The following is a 19,430-nucleotide window of genomic DNA, read 5'->3' on the forward strand; positions in this document are numbered from 1 at the left end:
GCTGGAAGGGGTCGGGCGCCTGCTGGTACTGGCCGCCGCCCTGCCCCGGCGGGGGGCCGTACTGCGGCTGGCCGCCCTGCTGCGGGCCCGGCGGTGGCGGTGGCGGGTAGCCCCGCTGCTGGTCGTCGTAGCCGCCCGGGCCCTGCCGCTGGGCGCCGCCCGCACGGGCGAGGTTGGCCCCGCAGCTCATGCAGAGCAGATCACCCTGCTGGAACGGTTCGTCACAGACAGGACATTTCAAGGTCGCCATGACACATCCCCCGAGCGCACCCCGGCGCGGTCGAGCCTCGACGTGAGGTGATCCATATCACCCCTTCGCGGGATCCCGATGTAGTACACCCGCCTTCCCTCCGGCCCTTCGTCCACGGACACCTGTACTCGGGGCCCTGTATCTTCTCCAGTCTTCCCGATGTCGGCCAGTGCCCCGTACCGCTCGCGCCCCAGCGGGGACAGCGGCACGACACGCTGGTTGGCCGACCCCCTCCAGAGTAGAGAGCCACCCCTGGAGTGTCGCCCCCCCGGGTTGAGCCGATCGACGTACGGCCCTGCGATCACTGCGTCGCACATGTCCAGGATCTCGCGCGTCTCAGCGGTGCGGGAGAGCCGAGAGTAGACATATCCGCTGTAGACCAATATGTCCAATGCCATCGTCTCACGGTCGCGGCGGTCCCGCCACGCGCGGACCCCGCGCAGCAGCGCCGCCAGCGCGGCGGGCTGCTCGAACGGCTCACCTCCGGAAACGGTCACGCCGTCCACCGGGCCCGGCAGCGATTCCAGCCAGCCGAGCACCGTCTCGACGGGGACGGCCCTGCCCGGGTCGGCGTCCCACGTGTCGCGGGAAAGGCAGCCGTGGCAGTGCAGCGTGCAGCCCTGCGTCCAGATGCCCGCGCGGGTCCCGGGGCCGAGTGTGGTCACCGGGTAGTGCGCCTTGGCGAGCAACAGCTTCGGCGGGAGGCCGCCTTCGGCCACCCTCCGCGCCCGAGGTCGTGCCGGGGTCACTGGAGATCCAGATGGACGATGCTGCCCTCGCGCCGGATGCCCGACACGGTGACCTTCTCGTCCGGGACGAGCTCCCGGTCGAACAGCGCGCGCGCCAGCGGGTTGACGAAGAACGACTCCAGCGCCATGCCGATGCCGCGCCCGCCCTTGGCCAGCTCCTCGGTGCACCACCCGCGGAGCGTCTCCAGCGCGTCGCCCTTCACGGCGAGGACGAGCCGGTGCTCGTCGGAGACGCGCCGGCAGATGTTCGCGAACTGGAGGTCGAATATCTTGTGCGCGGCCTCGCCGGAGATGAAGTCGAACACCACGATGTTGTCGCCGAACCGGTTGAGCAGCTCCGGCCGGTTCAGGACCTCGGTGAAATGCTCGGCGACGGCGGCCTTGATGCGCTGCTCGACCTCGTCGTAGGCCATCCCCGGTGTGATGTTCTGCACACGGCTCGCCGGACCGTACGGGGACGCGTCCCGGGTCGTGAGGTCGCGTCCCGGGACGTACATCCCGAGGTTCGAGGTGAAGATCAGGATCGACTCGGAGAAGTGGACGGTGTTGCCGCGCCCGTCGGTGAGCCGCCCGTCCTCCAGGATCTGCAGGAACTTGTCGAGGATCCGCGGGTGCGCCTTCTCGATCTCGTCGAACAGCATCACGCGGAACGGGTCCTCGCGGACGGCGTTGGTCAGCTCCCCGCCCGCCTCGTGGCCGACGTACCCGGGCGGCGACCCGATCAGCCGGTCGCCGGACCCCTCCCCGGAGAACTCGCTCATGTCGAACCGCAGGTAGGCGGACTCGTCCCCGAACACCAGCTCGGTGATCGCCTTCGCCAGCTCCGTCTTGCCGGTGCCGGTCGGGCCCGCGAAGAACAGCACCCCGCGCGGGCGGCTGCCCGACCGGGTCGCCTGCGCGCCGGACAGGCCGAGCACCGCCCGCTTGAGGATGTCGAGCGTCTTCGTGACGGCCTGCGGCTGCCCGATCACCCGCTCCGGGACGCGCTTCTCGCCCTCCAGCACCCGGCGCCGCAGATGGCCGCGGCTCCACGGGTTGTCGAGCACGCCGAGCTTGTAGGTGCGGACGGCGTCCGGCAGGTCGGCCAGGTCGACGCTGCGCTCCTTCGCCAGCCGCGTCACCTCGATCATCGACTGGAGCGTGAGGCCGTCGGCCTGCTCGGCGAACGCGTCGCACGCGGCGGCGGCGACCTCGTCCGAGCCGACGTCGCTGACCCCGAACGCGCGGGCCAGCAGCCGCGCCGTCTCCTGCCGGTCACCGAGATGCGGGCGCGGGATCGTGATCTCCCGGATCGTCTCGTTGTCGGTCGTCAGCCACGGCGGCAGATCGCCGGGCCGCTCCACCAGCCACACGATCGGGTTGTAGAGCGGCTTCGGCCGCGGCCCCGTCACCCGGACGGGCCGGGCGCTGCGCGACAGCTTCGCGCAGAACCGGAAGAAGTCGCGCTCGGACGGCTCCAGGTCCGTCGGGGTGCGGGCGATCCGCGACGCCGAGTCGATCACGAACGCGGCGCGGATGTTCTCCTTCGGCCGCGCCACCGCCGCCAGGTGCCGGGTCAGCGCCTCCAGCGACGGCTTCTCGTCCGCCTTGATCTTGCCGAGCAGCGCCGCCGCCGACCGCGCGGCCTCGTCCCCGAGCTCGTCGCCGGCGTCCGGGTACACCTGGAGCCCGTCCACCGGGTCGTACACGATCATGCAGGACGCGCCGCTGGAGCGCAGCGTCTCCCACAGCAGCTCGCGCAGCGGCAGCAGCCGCGCGGGCCCGGCCGCGTCCAGCGGAGGCGCGAGGAAGCTGTCGTAGAGGTTGCCCGACAGGACGTACTGCGAGTGCACCGAGAGGGTCGCGTCCAGCTCACGGATGAACGGCGGCCACCCCTGCAGCCGCCCACCGAGTGTCGGCGATTCAATGCTCATCCGGCTTGCTCCACTCCGCTCTCACACGCACCCCTGGGACGCTACTTTGGACGCTCCCGACTGCGCTCGCGTTGGCCCGCACGGGTCCTAGTGTGCCGTGACCCGGCGGAAACCGGCAGCTCGCGGACCCCGGGGTCGAGGCGCCACGACACGTCGGAGCGGATTCCGGCGGCCTCCAGGCGGGCCCTCGCGTCCTCGAACGCCTCGCACCACTCCCGCTCCCGTTCGACGTCGACGCGCCGGTCGTCCTCGCTCTCGGCGGGCCGCTCGCGCACCATCGACGCCCGCACGTGCGCCGCGTCGTCGACGCGCATCCGCACGCTGTGGTCGGGCCAGGCGCCCTTCGTCAGCGTCACGGTGCCGTCGCCGGCGGTCAGCGTCTCGAAACCGGCCTGGACCTCGTAGCCCAGGTCCTCGAACGCGGCGGTGATCGAGTCGAGCACGTACCGGCGCTCGGCCTCGGCCTGCTCGGCGGCGTCGCGCTCCGCCGCCCGGCGGCGCTCGTCCTCCCTGCGCTCCTGGACGCGGCCGTTCGCGTCCTGGATCCGGAGGCGCACCTCGTGCAGGACGCCTTCGGCCTCGTCCGCCGTCGTGATCCCCGCGAGGAGCCGTGCCGCGTCCGCCACCGCCCGCTTCTCCGCGTCGGACGCGTCCGGCAGCAGGCGCGCCAAGATCCGCGCGAGGCTCTGCTGGACGGCGGCCCGCTCGTCCTCGTCGGTCGCGGGCTCGGGCCGCCGGGTGGTGTCGGTCCGGAGGCCCTCGGCGGGGGCGGCGAAGACCTGCGCGGTGACCTCCGCCGCCAGGTGTTCGGACAAGCGCCGTTCGGCCTCGTCCAGGAGGCGGTCGGTGGACGTGCACCACTCGGTGAGCTCCTCCACCGGACGTTCGTCAGGCCGCAGCTCCGCCGGGAGCGGCACGTCCGCCGCGCCGAGCCTGTCGCGGGTCTCGGCGAGGGCCTCGATGCGCGCGTTGCGCGCCACGACTTCGCGGAGCGCGCGCTCCTGGGTCTCGACTTCGGCGAGCGCCGCCGCGCGCGCTTCGGCGCGTCCCTCCGCGAGCGCGGCCAGCGCCTCCGCGCCCCGGCCCGCGATCCCCGCGCCGCGCCCGAGCACGCGGTTCATCCCCAGGGTGAGGACCACCGCCATGTCCAGGACGATCTCCGCCTCGACGCCGCTGCTCACGCTTCCCCTCCACTGACGCTGCTCACGCTTTCCCTCCGCCGCCGACCCTCGACTCGCGCCACCGGTGCAGCCGCATGCCCGCCATGATGGCGTGCGCGAACGCGCCCGCGGCCATCAGCAGCAGCCACAGCAGCGTCCCGAGCGGCATCACCGCTCCCATCAGGATCAGGACGATCAGCAGCGGAAGCGTCCCCGCGAGGAACAGGAGCCCGCAGCCGGGACGTCCGCCGCGCCGGGCGGCGCCGCGGGACACCCTGGACACGCCGGACAGCATCCGCCCGACTCCCGCGAGCACCTTGGAGAACAGCGACCACGGCCCGCCCGGCAGGTACTCCGAGCCTTGCGCGCGGGCCAGCATCACCTCGCTGCCGCACTGCACCGCCCCCGCGACCACCGACGCCGCGACCAGGAACCCGAGCGACGCGCCGGACGACCGCTGGAACCCGCCGACGGTGCTGGTGCCGGTGTCGTCGCCGCCGAACAGGGTGTCGACGATCCAGCTTCCGAGCAGCCAGAACGCGAGGAGGGGCAGCGTCCAGAGGAGGGCGCGGGCCGTCGCGGCGCCGCGTCCGGCGAGCCGCTGCCGTTCGCGGCCGGCCCATTGCGCGCGGAGCGCCTCGTCCTGCCGTTCGGCGGCGAGACGGTCGCGCGCCCGCGCCTCGGTCTCCACGACCGCCTCGGGCGCCGCCAGCGAGACCGCGAGCTGCCGGAGCGGATCGTCGCCCGTCCCGTCCGCCATCCAGGTGAACCACGGCGGGGGATCGGCGACGGACGTGCGGGCGCGCTCTGCGCCGTCCGCGAGTTGCGGTCCGGCCTGTGCGGGGCGTGCGGCGAGGGCCAGGAGGGTGAGGAGGACGACGGGCGGGTCGTCCGCGCCGGCGTCGGGGAGCCGCGCCTCCAGGCCCGGAGGAGTCGCCTCCTGTGTGCGCAGCCAGCGGGCGAGGTCGTTCCAGGCCGTGGTGTAGGCGCGCCACTGGTCGTCGATGCGGGCGAGTTCCCCTCCGCCCGCGAACCCGGCCAGCACGCGCAGCAGGCCCCGCTCCCACAGGTCCCGCCCGATCCGGCAGGCGAGGTGATGGTCGGGGTGGCGGCGGTCCTCGGCGAGGGCGGCGAGGTTCGGCAGGTCGTCGGCCGTCGTCCGGCGGCCCAGGTAGTGGGGCGGGAGCTCGGGGTCGAGCCATCGCACCAGGTGCAGCAGCTTCACGTCGGACGGCAGGCGCGTGGTGAGATGGCCGTCCACGAGGTCGATGAGGCCGTCGTCGTCGGGCAGCTCCGTGAGCCAGTCGCGCAGGCTCCGCCACGCCTGCCCGGACTCGCTGCGCTGGAAGAAGTACTGCGCGGCGTGATCCCAGTCCTCGACGAGCGCGCGCGCCAGTTCGTCCCGGCGGGTGAAGCGGCGGCCGTTGAACGGGAGCCCGGTGCCTTGCCGGGGGCCTTGGTCGGCTTCTTCGGCGACCGGCGGCGAGCCGCCGTCCAGCCACTCCCTGACCTGCGCGCCCGCCCATCTCTTGCGCGGGTCGCGCGTGAGCAGGCCCTGGCACAGCAGCCGCAGCCTCGGGTCCGGGACGTCGTCCGCGCGCACCGGCCGCGTCGCCAGATGGTCGACCACCACGGTCTCGCTCAGCCCCTGGAACGGGGCCCGGCCCGTCGCCGTCTCCCGGACGATCATCCCGAGGGACCACCAGTCACGGGCGGGCGACACCTGTCCCGACAGCGATTCCGGCGCCGCGTACGCCAGCGTCCGCGACGACGACGCGAACACGACGCTCTGATCGAGCACCTTGCTCAGCCCGAAGTCGGCGATCGCCAGCCGTACGGGGTCGGTGCCCACGACCAGGACGTTCTCCGGCTTGAGGTCCCGATGGACGATGCCCGCCCGGTGCAGCGCCGTCAGGCCGTCCGCGAGCTGCGCGGCGAAGTCGGCGGCCGTCTCCGGCGGCAGCGGTCCCTGCCGCAGCAGTGACCGCAGGTTGCCTTCGGGCGCGTAGGCGGCGACCTCGTAGTCGCGCCCGTCGGCGTGGCCGGTCTCCAGGATCCGCAGGACGTGCGGCGAGTCGAGCGCGGGCAGCTTCGCCCAGACCTCCCGGTCGGCGCTGTACCCGCGGCGGAATATCTTCGCCACGTACTCGTCGCCGCGCGCGTCCCGGACCAGGAGCAGATCCGACTCGGCGCCCTGGACGGGAAGCTCCGCGACCGCCTCGTACCGCTCGCCAAGCACGGCCGGGAGCCGCATCAGCGATTCGCCCCCGGCTGCCGCCGCCTCGCCGTCCCGTCGCGTCCTCGACGCCGGGTGCGCGCCCGGGTGCGGGCCTGGGCGCGGTGCCGGGACGCGTGCGTCGCGCCGGGTGGAGCCCGCGTCCGGCGCCGGATCCGCGGTGTCGCGCCGCGTGTCCCGCGGCGGCGTGCCGCTCCCGGGCCGGGTCTCGTCGAACTCGCCCACCAGCAGCCCCGTCTAGTCCTTGTCCTTGATCGCCCGCAGATACTCGCTCATCTTGAACTGGTTGATCACGAATTCCAGGATCGTCCGGATCGTCAGCACCTGGAACAGCCACACGAACGGGGACGAGACGAGCAGCAGGAGCCCGAACGACGACCCCTGGTCGAGCCAGTCCAGCCCGTACCCCGCCATCAGCAGCGACACCATGGTGATCGGGACCAGCGAGAGCGCGTAGACGATCTTGACCAGCTTCGCGGTGACCATGTGGTCGAAGTTCATGTCGAACAGCGCCCCGAACACGCCCTTGCTCGACGGGTCGCGCGGCGGGGGCGTCCAGGCTTGGGGCTGGTCCTGCGGCCCGTAGGGTCCTGGCGTGTAGGGCCCGGGGGCCGGTCCCTGCCCTTGTCCTTGGTGCGGCCCTTGCGGCGGTGGACCTGGCGGCTGACCCGGCGGCGGACCGTAGGGGGCTCCCGGGTGACCGGTTGCGGGCTGTCCTGCGCCGGGGCCCTGCGGGTGCGAGGGGTGACCGGGGTCCGAAGGGTGCGTCATCGCCGTCGTCTCCAGTGTGGGGCCGCCTACAAGAAGACTCTAGAGCCTGCACCCCCGCCCGCGCCGGGACGAACCGCGCTCGGACAGGGCCTCCCGGCACGGCCGGGCGTACGGTTGTGATGCTTGTGGTCGAGGCGAAGTCGGATCGGGCGAGGGGTCAGGCGAGGTCCAGTGGTCGCGTTCGTGCTGCTTCCCGTCGGGCTCGCCGTCGGGCTGCTCATGGCGCCGCTGGCGGCACCGTTCAGCGGCGACGTCCCGCGCGGTCGCCGCGTCCTGATGGGGCTGGTCACGGCCGCCGTCTACGGGGTGCTCGGATGGCGCGCCGGGCCCGAGCCCGTCCTGCCCGCGCTGCTCTACCTCGCCGCGGTCGGGACGCTCCTCGGGTTCATCGACATCAGGGCCAAGCGGCTTCCCGACCGGTTCACCCTGCCGTCCTACGGCATCGCGGCGGCGCTCCTGGCCGGGGCCGCGCCCTTCACCGACGACGGCCTGCGGCGTTTCGAGCACGCGCTCCTCGGAATGGCGCTGCTGTTCGGGCTGTACTTCGTCCAGGCGTTCCTGGTGCCGTCCGGCATCGGCATGGGGGACGTCAAGCTGGCCGGTGTGCTCGGCCTCTACCTCGGCTGGTTCGGGCAGGACGCCTGGATCCTGGGCCTGCTGGCGACGTACCTCCTCGGCGGCGTGGCGGGCGTCGGGATCATGATCGTCCGCCGCACCAGGAAGGGCGAGTTCGCGTTCGGCCCCTGCATGCTCGCCGGGGCGCTCCTCGCACTCCTCGCCTACTCCGCGCCCACGGCCTGAGGCCCGGACGCCCGTCGCCCCGCCGTCAGTCGCAGAGCTTCTGGCCGCCCTTGATCCCGCCGCCGATCTTGTTGATGGCGGGCGGGGCGAGCCGCAGGCCGTTCCTGCCGATGACGAGCCGCACGCTGCTCGCCGGCGCGCCCGCGTCGGGGGTGAGCAGCGCGTCCGGGACGTCCCGCGCGAGCGCGGACGCCTGCGCCTCCGCCGACGGCGCGAAGACGATGCGGCTCTCCGGCACCACGGCGCCCTTCTCGACCTTCTTCGCCACGGTGAAACCGCGCTGCCTGAGCTGCTTCACGACGCGTTTCACCAGCTCGGGCCGTCCGCCCGCGGCGACGACGGTGACGCTCACCTTGCCGGGCGGCGGCGGCGCCTGCTTCGCCTGGACGGGCCCGGCCGGCTCCGCGGGCAGGTCGTTGTCGTGCCGGATCGCGTCGAACAGCGGCCTGGCCAGGTCCTCGTTCCACTGGACGCGGTTCGGGTCCGGCGCGTACCGCTCGACCGGGACGGTCACGAACCGCACCTGGCCCGCGCTCATGCCCTTGAGCCCGTCGGCCAGCTTCCGCATCGCGGACAGGTCGAGCTCGTCGTCCGTCGTCACCGACTTCGTCGCGGCCTTGAGGAACTTGTACGTCTTCGCCGGGTCGGTGAGCACCCGGCCGCTGGTGGCCTTGTCGACGACCGCCGCCATGAACTTCTGCTGGCGCTCGATCCGCTCCAGGTCGGACCCGTTCCCGAGCGAATAGCGGGCCCGCACGTACCCGAGCGCCTGGTTGCCCTTGACGGTCTGCTTCCCGGCCTTCAGATACAGTTCCGCGCGCGGGTCGTTGACGGGCTTGTCGACGCATATCTCGACGCCGCCCAATGCGTCCACCATGCGCTTGAAACCCGAAAAGTCCACCTGGACGAAATGGTCGATGTGGATTCCGGTGAGCGACTCCAGCGTCTTCCACGTGCAGGTCGCGCCCGCGAACGCGAACGCGGTGTTCAGCATCCCGAACCGTGCCGGGGCCGTCCCGCCCTTCTCCTTCTCGCACTCGGGAATCTTCACCATCGAGTCGCGGGGGAAGCTGATCCCGACCGCCTGGTCCCGGTTGGGCGACAGGTGCAGCAGGATCGCCGTGTCCGACCGCGCGCCCGCTATCTCGCCCGCCCCGCCGTACCGGGCGTTCTCCCCCTCACGCGTGTCGGACCCGATCAGCAGGATGTTGAGCGACTTGTTGAGCTTCCTCGGCCGGTCGGTGCCGAGCTGGTCGGTGACGTGCTTCGTCCTGATGCCGCCGACCAGATCGTGGTACAGCCACGCCGCTCCCGCGCCCCCGAGGAGCATGACGACGACCAGGCTGAACGCCACCCGCCGGAGTACCTTTCGCCGGCGGCGCGGTTCGCCTCCTCCGCCCGCGGCGGCCTTCTCCTCGTCCTTGCCCTCCGGCTCCGCGCCTTCATCTTCATCCGCCGCGTCCGCGGCTTCTGATGCCTCTTTCTCCGGTGCCCCATTGGCACGGTCCTGTGGCGTTTCGGCGGTTTCGGTGACCTCGGTGGCTTCCGGCTCGTCCGGCCCGGGCTCGCTCACGCCGTCGTCAGCGTCATCGTCAGCGGGTGCGGTCGTGCGCAGGCGGGTCTCGTCGAAGACGATGTCGGCGGTCTTCGAGGGGTCGGCCGGTGGGCCGGGTGCGGCCTGGTCCCGCGCGAGATCGTCGCGGCCGGAATCGTTGTCGCTCATCGGTCCCGTCTCGGCGCGCGCCCTGGCAGGGCGCGTGATTTTGCGTAGTCCGTCAGTCTATGAAGGCGGCGGGAACCACGGGGGAGCGTGCACCTCCATCTGTTGGATGCGCGAGACGTCCGTTTTGTTGACAAGAGCACCGAAAACCCGGCGTTGTGACGGTGCGGTGCCCGTTCGAGGCTTTCCGTCACCGACGGACCGTCCGGGGTCCGCTGCGGTGTCGCGTTCGCCGACCCGGTCCGGGACGCCCGCCGGCGATGCCCTAGCGCGCTCGTCTCCATTCCGCTGGGCAATAACAACTGGTTATGGATGACGGGCGGTGCCGGGACGCCCTTCGGCGGATAAAGTCTGTGGTCAGACTCACATATGGGTTCTCGCTGTTATGTATGTCACAGCTCCCGTCAGGTGGCGTAAGGTCGCTTCGCTAGAAGCGCACACGAGGCGTCACCGCCCGCATGCGGCACGGCCCGCGGCCGCCGTCTGCGGTTCCGGCCGGGACGCACGACAACGGGCCGAAGGCTCGGATCCAGGACGACGGCCGGGCGCGGACGGACGCGCGGGTGCGCGCAGACCGTGATACGGGACACGACGACCCGAGCTCAGGAGAGCGATCGATGAGCACTGTGGAGGCGCCGGCGAAGTCGCGCGCCCAGATCAAGGAACGCACGCTCCGGAAGGACAACTGGCGCCTGTATCCGGTCACGACCTTCGTGATCTTCACGGCATGGGTGGTGTACGCGACCGTCCGGGCCTTCTGGGGCTCGGCGTTCTACGTCCCGGAATTCCACTACCTGACGCCGTTCTACTCGCCGTGCTTCAACGAGATATGCAACGACGTGACGGTGAACGGCCACACTGGCAGCGCGGCGGAGTTCGGGACGTTCCTGCCCGAGTCCACCCGGGGCTGGATCCCGTTCGCGGCGATCTCGCTGCCGTTCCTGCTGCTGTTCCGGCTCACCTGCTACTACTACCGGAAGGCGTACTACCGCTCGTTCTGGGCGTCGCCGTCCGCGTGCGCGGTCAAGGAGCCGCACGGCAAGTACACCGGCGAGCGGCGCTTCCCCCTCATCGGGCAGAACCTGCACCGCTACTTCTGGCTCGCGGCCGTTCTCATCTCGCTCGTCAACACCTACGACGCGATCCTCGCCTTCCACGGCAAGGACGAGGACGTCGCAGGGGGGTTCGGCATCGGGCTCGGCACGCTCATCCTGGTCGCGAACGTCGTCCTGCTGTGGCTGTACACCCTGTCGTGCCACTCCTGCCGGCACATCGTCGGCGGGCGGTTGAAGAACTTCTCCAAGCACCCGTTCCGGTACCGGATGTGGGGCTGGGTGTCCAAGATCAACGAGCGGCACGGCATGTACGCGCTGATCACCCTGGGCTCGCTGGTGGTCGCCGACCTGTACGTCGCGCTCGTCGCCAGCGAGACCATCTCCGACCTGCGTATCTTCAACTGAGGCCAAGGAATCATGACTGAGATCGAGAGGCACTCGTACGACGTCGTGGTCATCGGTGCCGGCGGCGCCGGGCTGCGTGCGGCGATCGAGGCGCGCCTCCAGGGCAAGAAGACCGCGATCATCTCCAAGTCGCTGTTCGGCAAGGCCCACACGGTGATGGCCGAGGGCGGCGCCGCCGCCGCGATGGGCAACGTCAACGCCAACGACAACTGGCAGGTCCACTTCCGCGACACCATGCGCGGCGGCAAGTTCATGAACAGCTGGCGCATGGCGGAGCTGCACGCCAAGGAGGCCCCGGACCGCATCTGGGAGCTGGAGCACTGGGGCGCGCTGTTCGACCGCACCAAGGACGGCAAGATCAGCCAGCGCAACTTCGGCGGGCACGAGTACCCGCGGCTCGCCCATGTCGGCGACCGGACGGGCCTGGAGCTGATCCGCACCACCCAGCAGAAGATCGTCGCGCTGCAGCAGGAGGACCACGCCGAGCACGGCGACTACGAGGCCCGCCTGAAGGTCTGGGCCGAGACGACCGTGACGCGGCTGCTGAAGGACGCCGACGGCCGGATCTGCGGCGCGTTCGGCTACGTCCGCGAGACCGGCAAGTTCGTGGTGTTCGAGGCGCCCGCCGTGGTGCTCGCGACCGGCGGCATCGGCAAGGCGTTCAAGGTCACGTCCAACTCCTGGGAGTACACCGGGGACGGGCACGCGCTGGCCCTGCTCGCGGGCGGGACGCTGCTGAACATGGAGTTCGTGCAGTTCCACCCGACGGGCATGGTCTGGCCGCCGTCCGTCAAGGGCATCCTCGTGACCGAGTCGGTGCGCGGCGACCGCGGCGTCCTCAAGAACTCCGAGGGCAAGCGGTTCATGTTCAACTACATCCCCGAGGTGTTCAAGAACCAGTACGCCACCACCGAGGAGGAGGGCGACCGCTGGTACGACGACCCCGAGAACAACAAGCGCCCACCGGAGCTGCTGCCGCGCGACGAGGTCGCGCGCGCGATCAACGCCGAGGTCAAGGCGGGCCGGGGATCGCCGCACGGCGGGGTGTTCCTCACCGTCGTCGACCGGATGCCGGGCGGCGCCGAGGAGATCAGGCGGCGGCTGCCGTCGATGTACCACCAGTTCAAGGAGCTGGCGGACGTCGACATCACGGCCGAGGCGATGGAGGTCGGCCCGACCTGCCACTACGTGATGGGCGGCGTCGAGGTCGACCCCGACACCGGGGCCGCGCTGGTGCCCGGCCTGTTCGCGGCGGGCGAGGTGTCCGGCGGCATGCACGGCTCGAACCGGCTCGGCGGCAACTCGCTGTCGGACCTGCTGGTGTTCGGGCGGCGCGCCGGGCTCGGCGCGTCGGAGTACGTGGACGCGCTGGACGCGCGGCCCGAGGTCCCCGACACGGAGGTCGAGGCGGCGACGGCCGAGGCGCTGGCGCCGTTCGAGCGGGAGGGCGGCGAGAACCCGTACGCCGTCCACGCCGAGCTGCAGCAGACCATGAACGAGCTGGTCGGCATCATCCGCAAGGAGGCGGAGCTGGAGCAGGCGATCGCCTCGCTCGGCAAGCTCCGCGAGCGGGTCGCGAACGTCAGCGTCGACCCGGTCGCGGTCGGCGACGGCCGCGGCTACCACCCGGGCTGGCATCTCGCGCTGGACCTGCGCAACATGCTGCTGGTGTCGGAGGCCGTCGCGAAGGCGGCGCTGGAGCGGCAGGAGAGCCGCGGCGGCCACACCCGCGACGACTACCCGCAGATGTCCGCGGAATGGCGGAAGGTCAACCTGGTCTGCTCGCTGGCCGGTGACCCGTCGTCCCCGCACGTCGAGCTGAAGCGCCAGCCGATGGAGCCGATGCGCGACGACCTGCTCGCGCTGTTCGACAACGACGAGCTGAAGAAGTACCTGACCGCCGAGGAGCTGCCGGCGGGCCTGGCCAAGGACGACGGGCCGGCCAAGGACGACGAGGAGGACGGCCGATGAGCTACGAGGCCAAGTTCAAGGTCTGGCGCGGCGACGACGGCGAGGGCGAGCTCACCGACTACACCGTCGAGGTGAACGAGGGCGAGGTCGTCCTCGACATCATCCACCGGCTGCAGGCCACGCAGGCGCCCGACCTCGCCGTCCGGTGGAACTGCAAGGCGGGCAAGTGCGGCTCCTGCTCCGCCGAGATCAACGGCATGCCGAAGCTGCTGTGCATGACCCGGATGTCGACGTTCGACAAGGACGAGACGATCACGGTCACGCCCATCCGCACGTTCCCCGTCATCCGCGACCTGGTGACGGACGTGTCGTACAACTACCAGAAGGCGCGGGAGATCCCGTCGTTCGACCCGGGCGACGCCAAGCCCGGCGAGCTGCGCATGCAGCAGGTGGACGTCGAGCGCTCGCAGGAGTTCCGCAAGTGCATCGAGTGCTTCCTGTGCCAGAACGTCTGCCACGTCATCCGCGACCATGAGGAGAACAAGGCCGAGTTCGCCGGCCCGCGCTTCCTGATGCGGATCGGCGAGCTGGAGATGCACCCGGCGGACGTCGCGGACCGGCGCGAGATCGCGGCGAAGGACCACGGGCTCGGGTTCTGCAACATCACCAAGTGCTGCACCGAGGTCTGCCCCGAGCACATCAAGATCACCGACAATGCGCTGATCCCGATGAAGGAGCGGGTCGTCGGTCGCAAGTACGACCCGGTGGTGTGGCTCGGCACCAAGCTCGGCATCGTCAAGAAGGGCCAGGACACGCCGTCCGCCTGACGGCCCCGCACCGAGGCTCTGGTTCTCGCGAGCGTCCCCCGTCGCCCCGCGCAACGGGGGACGCTCGCGTTCCGTCACGCGGGAACGTCGCTCTGGCACGCGGCGTCCCGTCCCGTGACGGGCGGCGTGCCCCCGGGCCGCCGCCCGTCGTACCGCCGTTCCCCTGAACGCGGTGGACGCTGGGTGGCCTCCCGGCCGCACACGCCATGAGCAACCCTCGCCCACGCCCGGCGAATCGAATAGGGATTAGTGCACACAACGCGTGATTGAACCGTGATTGTTTTCCGGGGCCCGTGGAAGCCCGGGTCCCTTTAGCGTGGTGGGCATGAGCGCCCTCGAACCGGGCTCGTTCCTCGCCGATCTCACCCAGGCGGAACGCGAGGACCTGGAGTCACGTGGCCGCGTCCGCGAATTCGCACGGGGGGACACGCTCTTCGTGGAGGGCGAGCAGCCCGGCTGGGTCGCCGTCCTGCTCAGGGGCCGGGTGAAGGCGTTCTCCTACCGGGAGCAGGGCGGTGAGGCGCTGCTCGCGGTGCGCGGGCCGGGCGCGCTGCTCGGCGAGGTCGCCGCGATCGACGGGCAGCCGCGCTCCGCGTCGGTGGCGGCGCTGGAGCCGGTGCGGGCGCTCGCCGTCACGGCGGACGAGTTCATGGCGTTCCTGCAGGCCCACGGGCGCGTCTCCATCATCATCATGCGGATGCTGTGCCAGCGCTGGCGCGACGCCGACCGCAAGCGCGCCGAGTTCGGCATGTTCGACGCGACCGGACGCGTCGCGCAGCGGCTCGTCGAACTGGCCGAGCGGTTCGGCGTGCCGTACGAGCGGCGGACGGGCCCGGGCGCGGGCGGGCAGAGCGTCCGCATCACGCTGAACCTGTCGCAGGAGGAGCTGGCGAGCTGGGTCGGCGCGTCCCGGGAGGCGGTCAGCAAGGCGCTGCGCACGCTGCGCGCGCACGGCTGGATCGAGACGGGACGGCGGCGGCTGATCGTCCACGACCTCCAGGCCCTGCGCCGCCACGCCCGCTAGCCGCCCGCTGGGCACACAGCGTGCTAGCCGCACTGCGGGTGGGGGCCGCAGGATGGGCGGCACGTACTCTGTGCAGGATGCAGTTGCAGCAGCTCGCCTATTTCGTCGCGGTCGCGGAGGTACGGCACTTCACGCAGGCCGCCGAGATCCTGCGGGTGGCGCAGCCTTCGCTGTCCAAGCAGATCCGCGCGCTGGAGACGGAGCTGAACGTCTCCCTGTTCAGCCGCGCCAGGGGCAACATCACCCTGACGCCCGCCGGTGAGGCCCTGCTGCCGCTGGCCAAGCGCATCCTGGCCGACGTCGACACCGCCCGCCTGGAAGTGCAGGAGCTGGTGGGGCTGAAGCGTGGGCGGGTACGGCTGGGTGCTACACCGTCCCTCTGCGCGGGCCTGCTGGCGGACGTTCTGCGCCGTTTCCACGACGCCTACCCGGGGATTCAGCTCATCGTCGAAGAGGGAGGCTCGCGGGACCTCGTCCGGGAGCTGACGCGTGGGTCGCTCGACCTGGCCCTGGTCATCCTCCCGCTGCACGGTGACCCGCCCCTCGACACGACTCCGATCCTCCGCGAGTACCTCGTCGTGGCGTCTCCGGCCGGGCGGCCGTCCGGCCCGGAGAAGGGGGCCGCGGAGCGGTCGCTCAAGGCGGCGACGCTGCCGCGGCGCCCGTACCTGCGGATCGAGGATCTGCGGAACCGTCCGCTGGTGATGTTCCGCCCGGGCTACGACCTGCGCGAGGCGACCATCGGCGCGTGCCGCGAGGCGGGCTTCGAGCCCAGGTTCGCGGTGGAGGGCGGCGAGATGGACGCCGTGCTGCGGTTCGTCGAGGTCGGGCTCGGTATCGCGGTCGTCCCGAGCATGGTCCTGTCCGGACGGCCCGGGCTGCGCGGGACGCCGCTCGTCCTGCCCGACGAGGAGTCGCGGCGCGGCCGGCACGGCCCGGGCCTCCTCCGGACGATCGCGCTGGCCCACCGCAAGGACGTCGAGCTGACCCACGCGGCACGCGCCTTTCAGGACACCCTGGAGACCTTCCTCGTAGAGGCGGGCTTGGCCGGGAGCCTGCCCGCGGGCGTCGAGACCCTCGTCCACGACTAGAGGCAAGGCCGGTGGGTCAGCGCTTCCTGCCGCCCGCGGTCGCCTTCAGGTAGTCGTGGTTGAGGCGGCCGATGACGTCCAGCGGGATGCCCTTCGGGCAGGCGGCGGTGCATTCGCCGGTGTTGGTGCAGCCGCCGAAGCCCTCCGCGTCGTGCGTGTCCAGCATGGACACGACGCGGTCCCAGCGTTCCGGCTGCCCCTGCGGCAGCAGGCCCAGGTGGGTGACCTTGGCGCCGAGGAACAGCGCGGCGGACCCGTTGGGGCAGGCCGCGACGCAGGCGCCGCAGCCGATGCACTCGGCCGCCTCGAACGCGCGGTCGGCGTCCGGTTTCGGGACGGGCGTCGCGTGCGCCTCCGGGGCGGTGCCGGTCGGGGCGGTGATGAAGCCGCCCGACCGGATGATCCGGTCGAACGCCGACCGGTCCACGACCAGGTCCTTCACCACGGGGAACGCCGCCGCGCGCCATGGCTCGACGTCGATGACCTCGCCGTCCTCGAACTTGCGCATGTGGAGCTGGCACGTGGTGGTGTTGCGCTCCGGGCCGTGCGGGGTGCCGTTGATGACGAGCGAGCACATGCCGCAGATGCCCTCGCGGCAGTCGTGGTCGAACGCGATGGGCTCCTCGCCGGACGCGATGAGCTTCTCGTTGAGGACGTCCAGCATTTCCAGGAACGACGCGTCGGGGGAGATGTCGTCGAGCTTGTACTCGACCATCGCGCCCTTGTCCTCGGGGCCGCTCTGGCGCCAGACGCGCAGTGTGAGCTTCATGGTTACTTGTACGACCTCTGGCTCGGCTTGACGTACTCGAAGTTCAGTTCCTCCTTGTGGAGGACGGGCCGTTCGCCTTCCCCGGCCCATTCCCAGGCGGCGACGTAGCCGAAGTTGGCGTCGTCGCGTTTGGCCTCGCCGTCCTCGTCCTGGCTTTCGGCGCGGAAATGGCCGCCGCAGGACTCGGTGCGGTGCAGCGCGTCGATGACCATCAGCTCCGCCAGCTCGAAGAAGTCGGCGACGCGTCCCGCCTTCTCCAGCTGCTGGTTGAGCTCTTCGCCCTTGCCGGTGACCTTGACCCGCTCCCAGAATTCGGCGCGCAGCGCCGGGATGAGGCCGAGGGCCTTCCGGAGACCTTCCTCGGTGCGCTCCATTCCGCAGTACTCCCACATGATGTGGCCGAGTTCGCGGTGGAAGGAGTCGACGGAACGGTCGCCGTCGACGGCGAGGAGCCTGTCGATGCGCGTCCTGACCCGGTCTTCGGCCTCGGTGACGGCGGTGTCGGCGACGGGCGGGAGCGCGTTGCGGGCGATATAGTCGCCGATGGTGTTCGGCAGGACGAAATAGCCGTCCGCCAGGCCCTGCATCAGCGCGGACGCGCCGAGACGGTTCGCGCCGTGGTCGGAGAAATTGGCCTCGCCGATGACGAACAGCCCGGGAATCGTCGACTCCAGGTCGTAGTCGACCCACAGGCCGCCCATCGTGTAGTGGACGGCCGGGTAGATGCGCATCGGCGTGTCGTAGGGGTTCTCGCCGGTGATGCGCTCGTACATCTCGAAGAGGTTGCCGTATTTGGCCTCGACCTTGTCCCGGCCGAGCCGCTCGATGGCGTCCGCGAAGTCGAGGTAGACGCCGAGCCCGCCGGGGCCGACGCCGCGTCCCTCGTCGCACACGTTCTTGGCGGCGCGAGATGCGATGTCGCGGGGAACGAGGTTCCCGAACGACGGGTAGATGCGCTCCAGGTAGTAATCGCGCTCGTCCTCGGGAATGTCGTAGGGCTTGCGCGTGTCGCCCTGCTTCTTCGGCACCCAGACGCGCCCGTCGTTGCGCAGCGACTCCGACATGAGCGTCAGCTTGGACTGGTGGTCGCCGCTGACCGGAATACACGTCGGGTGGATCTGCGTGTAGCACGGGTTGGCGAAGAGCGCTCCGTGCCGGTGGGCGCGCCACGACGCGGTGACGTTCGAGCCCATCGCGTTCGTGGACAGGAAGTACACGTTGCCGTAGCCGCCGGACGCCAGCACGACCGCGTCCGCCGTGTAGTGCTTGATCTCGCCGTTGATGAGGTTCCGGACGACGACTCCGCGCGCGCGACCGTCCTCCATGATGAGGTCGAGCATCTCGTGGCGCGGGTACAGCTCCACGTTGCCCGCGTCCACCTGCCGCATCAGCGCCTGGTACGCGCCGAGCAGCAACTGCTGGCCCGTCTGGCCGCGCGCGTAGAAGGTGCGCGACACCTGCGTCCCGCCGAACGAGCGGTTGTCGAGCAGGCCGCCGTACTCGCGGGCGAACGGGACGCCCTGCGCGACGCACTGGTCGATGATGTTCCGGGAGATGTCGGCGAGCCGGTACACGTTCGACTCGCGGGAGCGGAAGTCGCCGCCCTTGACCGTCTCGTAGAACAGCCGGTACACGCTGTCGCCGTCGTTGCGGTAGTTCTTGGCGGCGTTGATGCCGCCCTGCGCGGCGATCGAGTGGGCGCGGCGCGGGGAGTCCTGGAAGCAGAACTGGATGACGTGGTACCCGGCCTCGCCGAGCGTCGCCCCGGCCGAGCCGCCCGCGAGGCCCGTGCCGATGATGATGATCTTCTTCTTGCGCTTGTTGGCCGGGTTGACCTGCCCGGCCTCGAACTTGCGGGTCGTCCAGCGGTCCTCGATGGGCCCGGCCGGGGCCTTGGCGTCGGCGATCGGCTCGCCGGACTGGTAGAAGGCGTCGATCATGATCAGCTCACCCACCCGAATGTGATGGACAGGGGGACGGCGGCGAAGCCGAGCGTGATCAGCCCGGCGACGGACGCGGCGAGGCCGCGCAGGGCGCGCTCGCGGCGCGGCGTGCGGAGCCCGAGGGTCTGGAACGCGCTCCAGATGCCGTGGTGGAGGTGCACGCCGACGAGCACGATCGCGACGACGTACCAGAGGGTGATGTACCAGCGGGACGGGTCGAAGTCGGCGACCATCCGCTCGTAGGGCGTGGCGTCGGCGCCCTTGGGGTTCACGACGAAGAACGTCAGGTCCAGCAGGTGCCAGACGACGTACACGGCGATGATCACGCCGCCGTACCGCATCGTCCGGGCGGCGTAGCCCTGCGCGTGCGACTTCTTCTTCGACCGGTACTTCACCGGACGCGCGGCGGACGCGCGCCGCGCCAGCGACACCGCCGACCACATGTGCAGGACGACCGATACCCCGAGCACGACCTCGATGAGCGTCAGCACGGTCCGGCGCGGCACCGCGGGCTCGCCGATCGTGCGCAGCCAGTGCGCGTAGTGGTTGAACTCCTCCGCGCCCATGAAGATCTTCAGGTTCCCGACCATGTGCGCGATCAGGTACAGCACGAGGACGCCGCCGGTCACCGCCATCACGGCCTTCTTGCCGACGGTCGACCGGTAGATCGCGGGTATCGCTATAGCCACACCGCGGACGCTACGTCTGCCTGGGGCAAGAGTTCCAAGTCATCACGGCACTCGTTTCGATAGCCGCAGGCTATGAGCACAAGCAGCGCGGGACTTCGGCCCCGATGCGGACATCG

The 19,430-nt window shown here is 71.0% G+C and carries 16 protein-coding genes; 6 read left to right on the forward strand and 10 right to left on the reverse strand.

What is annotated here, in order from left to right:
- The 6 genes from E1264_RS16795 to E1264_RS16820 all read right to left on the reverse strand — a co-directional run.
- Positions 1-190 (reverse strand): hypothetical protein (locus E1264_RS16795; protein WP_207935967.1); only part of this gene is annotated, 190 nt, incomplete at its 3' end.
- Positions 191-237: 47 nt separating this feature from the next.
- Positions 238-969 carry a 4Fe-4S single cluster domain-containing protein gene (locus E1264_RS16800; protein WP_243710972.1) on the reverse strand — a complete coding sequence of 244 codons (732 nt, stop codon included), beginning with the start codon at positions 967-969 and terminating at the stop codon, positions 238-240.
- A 26-nt stretch (positions 970-995) separates the two neighbouring features.
- Entirely contained in the window at positions 996-2,912 is a 1,917-nt protein-coding gene (locus tag E1264_RS16805; RefSeq protein WP_132174478.1) for an AAA family ATPase, read from the reverse strand.
- A 41-nt stretch (positions 2,913-2,953) separates the two neighbouring features.
- Positions 2,954-4,093, reverse strand: a complete 1,140-nt coding sequence (locus E1264_RS16810; RefSeq protein ID WP_132174480.1) for a response regulator receiver protein — start codon at positions 4,091-4,093, stop codon at positions 2,954-2,956.
- Positions 4,094-4,115: 22 nt separating this feature from the next.
- Positions 4,116-6,533 (reverse strand): serine/threonine-protein kinase, encoded by a 2,418-nt coding sequence (locus E1264_RS16815; RefSeq protein WP_132174482.1) that lies wholly within the window; start codon positions 6,531-6,533, stop codon positions 4,116-4,118.
- A gap of 12 nt (positions 6,534-6,545) precedes the next feature.
- Entirely contained in the window at positions 6,546-6,830 is a 285-nt protein-coding gene (locus E1264_RS16820) for a DUF4282 domain-containing protein (protein ID WP_243710973.1), read from the reverse strand.
- 420 nt (positions 6,831-7,250) lie between these two features.
- Between E1264_RS16820 and E1264_RS16825 the strand changes: the two genes are divergently transcribed.
- Positions 7,251-7,880 carry an A24 family peptidase gene (locus E1264_RS16825; protein ID WP_243710974.1) on the forward strand — a complete coding sequence of 210 codons (630 nt, stop codon included), beginning with the start codon at positions 7,251-7,253 and terminating at the stop codon, positions 7,878-7,880.
- Positions 7,881-7,905: 25 nt separating this feature from the next.
- Here E1264_RS16825 and E1264_RS16830 read toward each other — a convergent pair whose 3' ends face one another.
- Positions 7,906-9,603, reverse strand: a complete 1,698-nt coding sequence (locus E1264_RS16830; RefSeq protein WP_132174484.1) for an LCP family protein — start codon at positions 9,601-9,603, stop codon at positions 7,906-7,908.
- 614 nt (positions 9,604-10,217) lie between these two features.
- Between E1264_RS16830 and E1264_RS16835 the strand changes: the two genes are divergently transcribed.
- From E1264_RS16835 to E1264_RS16855, 5 genes are all read left to right on the forward strand, one after another.
- On the forward strand, positions 10,218-11,060 hold the full coding sequence (locus tag E1264_RS16835) for a hypothetical protein (RefSeq protein WP_132174486.1): 843 nt from the start codon (positions 10,218-10,220) through the stop codon (positions 11,058-11,060).
- Between the two features lie 12 nt (positions 11,061-11,072).
- On the forward strand, positions 11,073-13,031 hold the full coding sequence (locus E1264_RS16840; protein WP_132174488.1) for a fumarate reductase/succinate dehydrogenase flavoprotein subunit: 1,959 nt from the start codon (positions 11,073-11,075) through the stop codon (positions 13,029-13,031).
- Positions 13,028-13,798: a succinate dehydrogenase/fumarate reductase iron-sulfur subunit gene (locus E1264_RS16845; protein ID WP_132174490.1), complete on the forward strand. Its 771-nt coding sequence runs from the start codon at positions 13,028-13,030 to the stop codon at positions 13,796-13,798. The genes E1264_RS16840 and E1264_RS16845 overlap by 4 nt, the downstream gene beginning before the upstream one ends.
- A gap of 325 nt (positions 13,799-14,123) precedes the next feature.
- The gene (locus E1264_RS16850; protein ID WP_132174492.1) at positions 14,124-14,822 is read left to right on the forward strand and encodes a Crp/Fnr family transcriptional regulator; all 699 of its coding nucleotides are present in this window, start codon (positions 14,124-14,126) and stop codon (positions 14,820-14,822) included.
- A 77-nt stretch (positions 14,823-14,899) separates the two neighbouring features.
- Complete coding sequence (locus tag E1264_RS16855; protein ID WP_132174494.1) at positions 14,900-15,913, forward strand: LysR family transcriptional regulator; 1,014 nt, start codon at positions 14,900-14,902, stop codon at positions 15,911-15,913.
- A gap of 16 nt (positions 15,914-15,929) precedes the next feature.
- On the opposite strand, the gene E1264_RS16860 is transcribed toward E1264_RS16855, so the two are convergent.
- The 3 genes from E1264_RS16860 to E1264_RS16870 are packed head-to-tail and all read right to left on the reverse strand — an operon-like array spanning position 15,930 to position 19,314.
- The gene (locus E1264_RS16860; protein ID WP_132174496.1) at positions 15,930-16,682 is read right to left on the reverse strand and encodes a succinate dehydrogenase/fumarate reductase iron-sulfur subunit; all 753 of its coding nucleotides are present in this window, start codon (positions 16,680-16,682) and stop codon (positions 15,930-15,932) included.
- 2 nt (positions 16,683-16,684) lie between these two features.
- Positions 16,685-18,622, reverse strand: a complete 1,938-nt coding sequence (locus E1264_RS16865) for a fumarate reductase/succinate dehydrogenase flavoprotein subunit (RefSeq protein WP_132174514.1) — start codon at positions 18,620-18,622, stop codon at positions 16,685-16,687.
- Positions 18,623-18,624: 2 nt separating this feature from the next.
- Positions 18,625-19,314 carry a succinate dehydrogenase cytochrome b subunit gene (locus E1264_RS16870; RefSeq protein WP_132174498.1) on the reverse strand — a complete coding sequence of 230 codons (690 nt, stop codon included), beginning with the start codon at positions 19,312-19,314 and terminating at the stop codon, positions 18,625-18,627.
- Positions 19,315-19,430: the final 116 nt, after the last annotated feature.

It is taken from the genome of Actinomadura sp. KC216, assembly GCF_004348535.1.
GTDB lineage: Bacteria > Actinomycetota > Actinomycetes > Streptosporangiales > Streptosporangiaceae > Spirillospora.

What these genes read in the sequence shown, in the direction of transcription:
- E1264_RS16805 (WP_132174478.1), bottom strand. Translation starts at nt 2,912, where the DNA reads ATGAGCATTGAATCGCCGACACTCGGTGGGCGGCTGCAGGGGTGGCCG.
- E1264_RS16830 (WP_132174484.1), bottom strand. Translation starts at nt 9,603, where the DNA reads ATGAGCGACAACGATTCCGGCCGCGACGATCTCGCGCGGGACCAGGCC.
- E1264_RS16835 (WP_132174486.1), top strand. Translation starts at nt 10,218, where the DNA reads ATGAGCACTGTGGAGGCGCCGGCGAAGTCGCGCGCCCAGATCAAGGAA.
- E1264_RS16840 (WP_132174488.1), top strand. Translation starts at nt 11,073, where the DNA reads ATGACTGAGATCGAGAGGCACTCGTACGACGTCGTGGTCATCGGTGCC.
- E1264_RS16845 (WP_132174490.1), top strand. Translation starts at nt 13,028, where the DNA reads ATGAGCTACGAGGCCAAGTTCAAGGTCTGGCGCGGCGACGACGGCGAG.
- E1264_RS16850 (WP_132174492.1), top strand. Translation starts at nt 14,124, where the DNA reads ATGAGCGCCCTCGAACCGGGCTCGTTCCTCGCCGATCTCACCCAGGCG.
- E1264_RS16855 (WP_132174494.1), top strand. Translation starts at nt 14,900, where the DNA reads ATGCAGTTGCAGCAGCTCGCCTATTTCGTCGCGGTCGCGGAGGTACGG.
- E1264_RS16860 (WP_132174496.1), bottom strand. Translation starts at nt 16,682, where the DNA reads ATGAAGCTCACACTGCGCGTCTGGCGCCAGAGCGGCCCCGAGGACAAG.
- E1264_RS16865 (WP_132174514.1), bottom strand. Translation starts at nt 18,622, where the DNA reads ATGATCGACGCCTTCTACCAGTCCGGCGAGCCGATCGCCGACGCCAAG.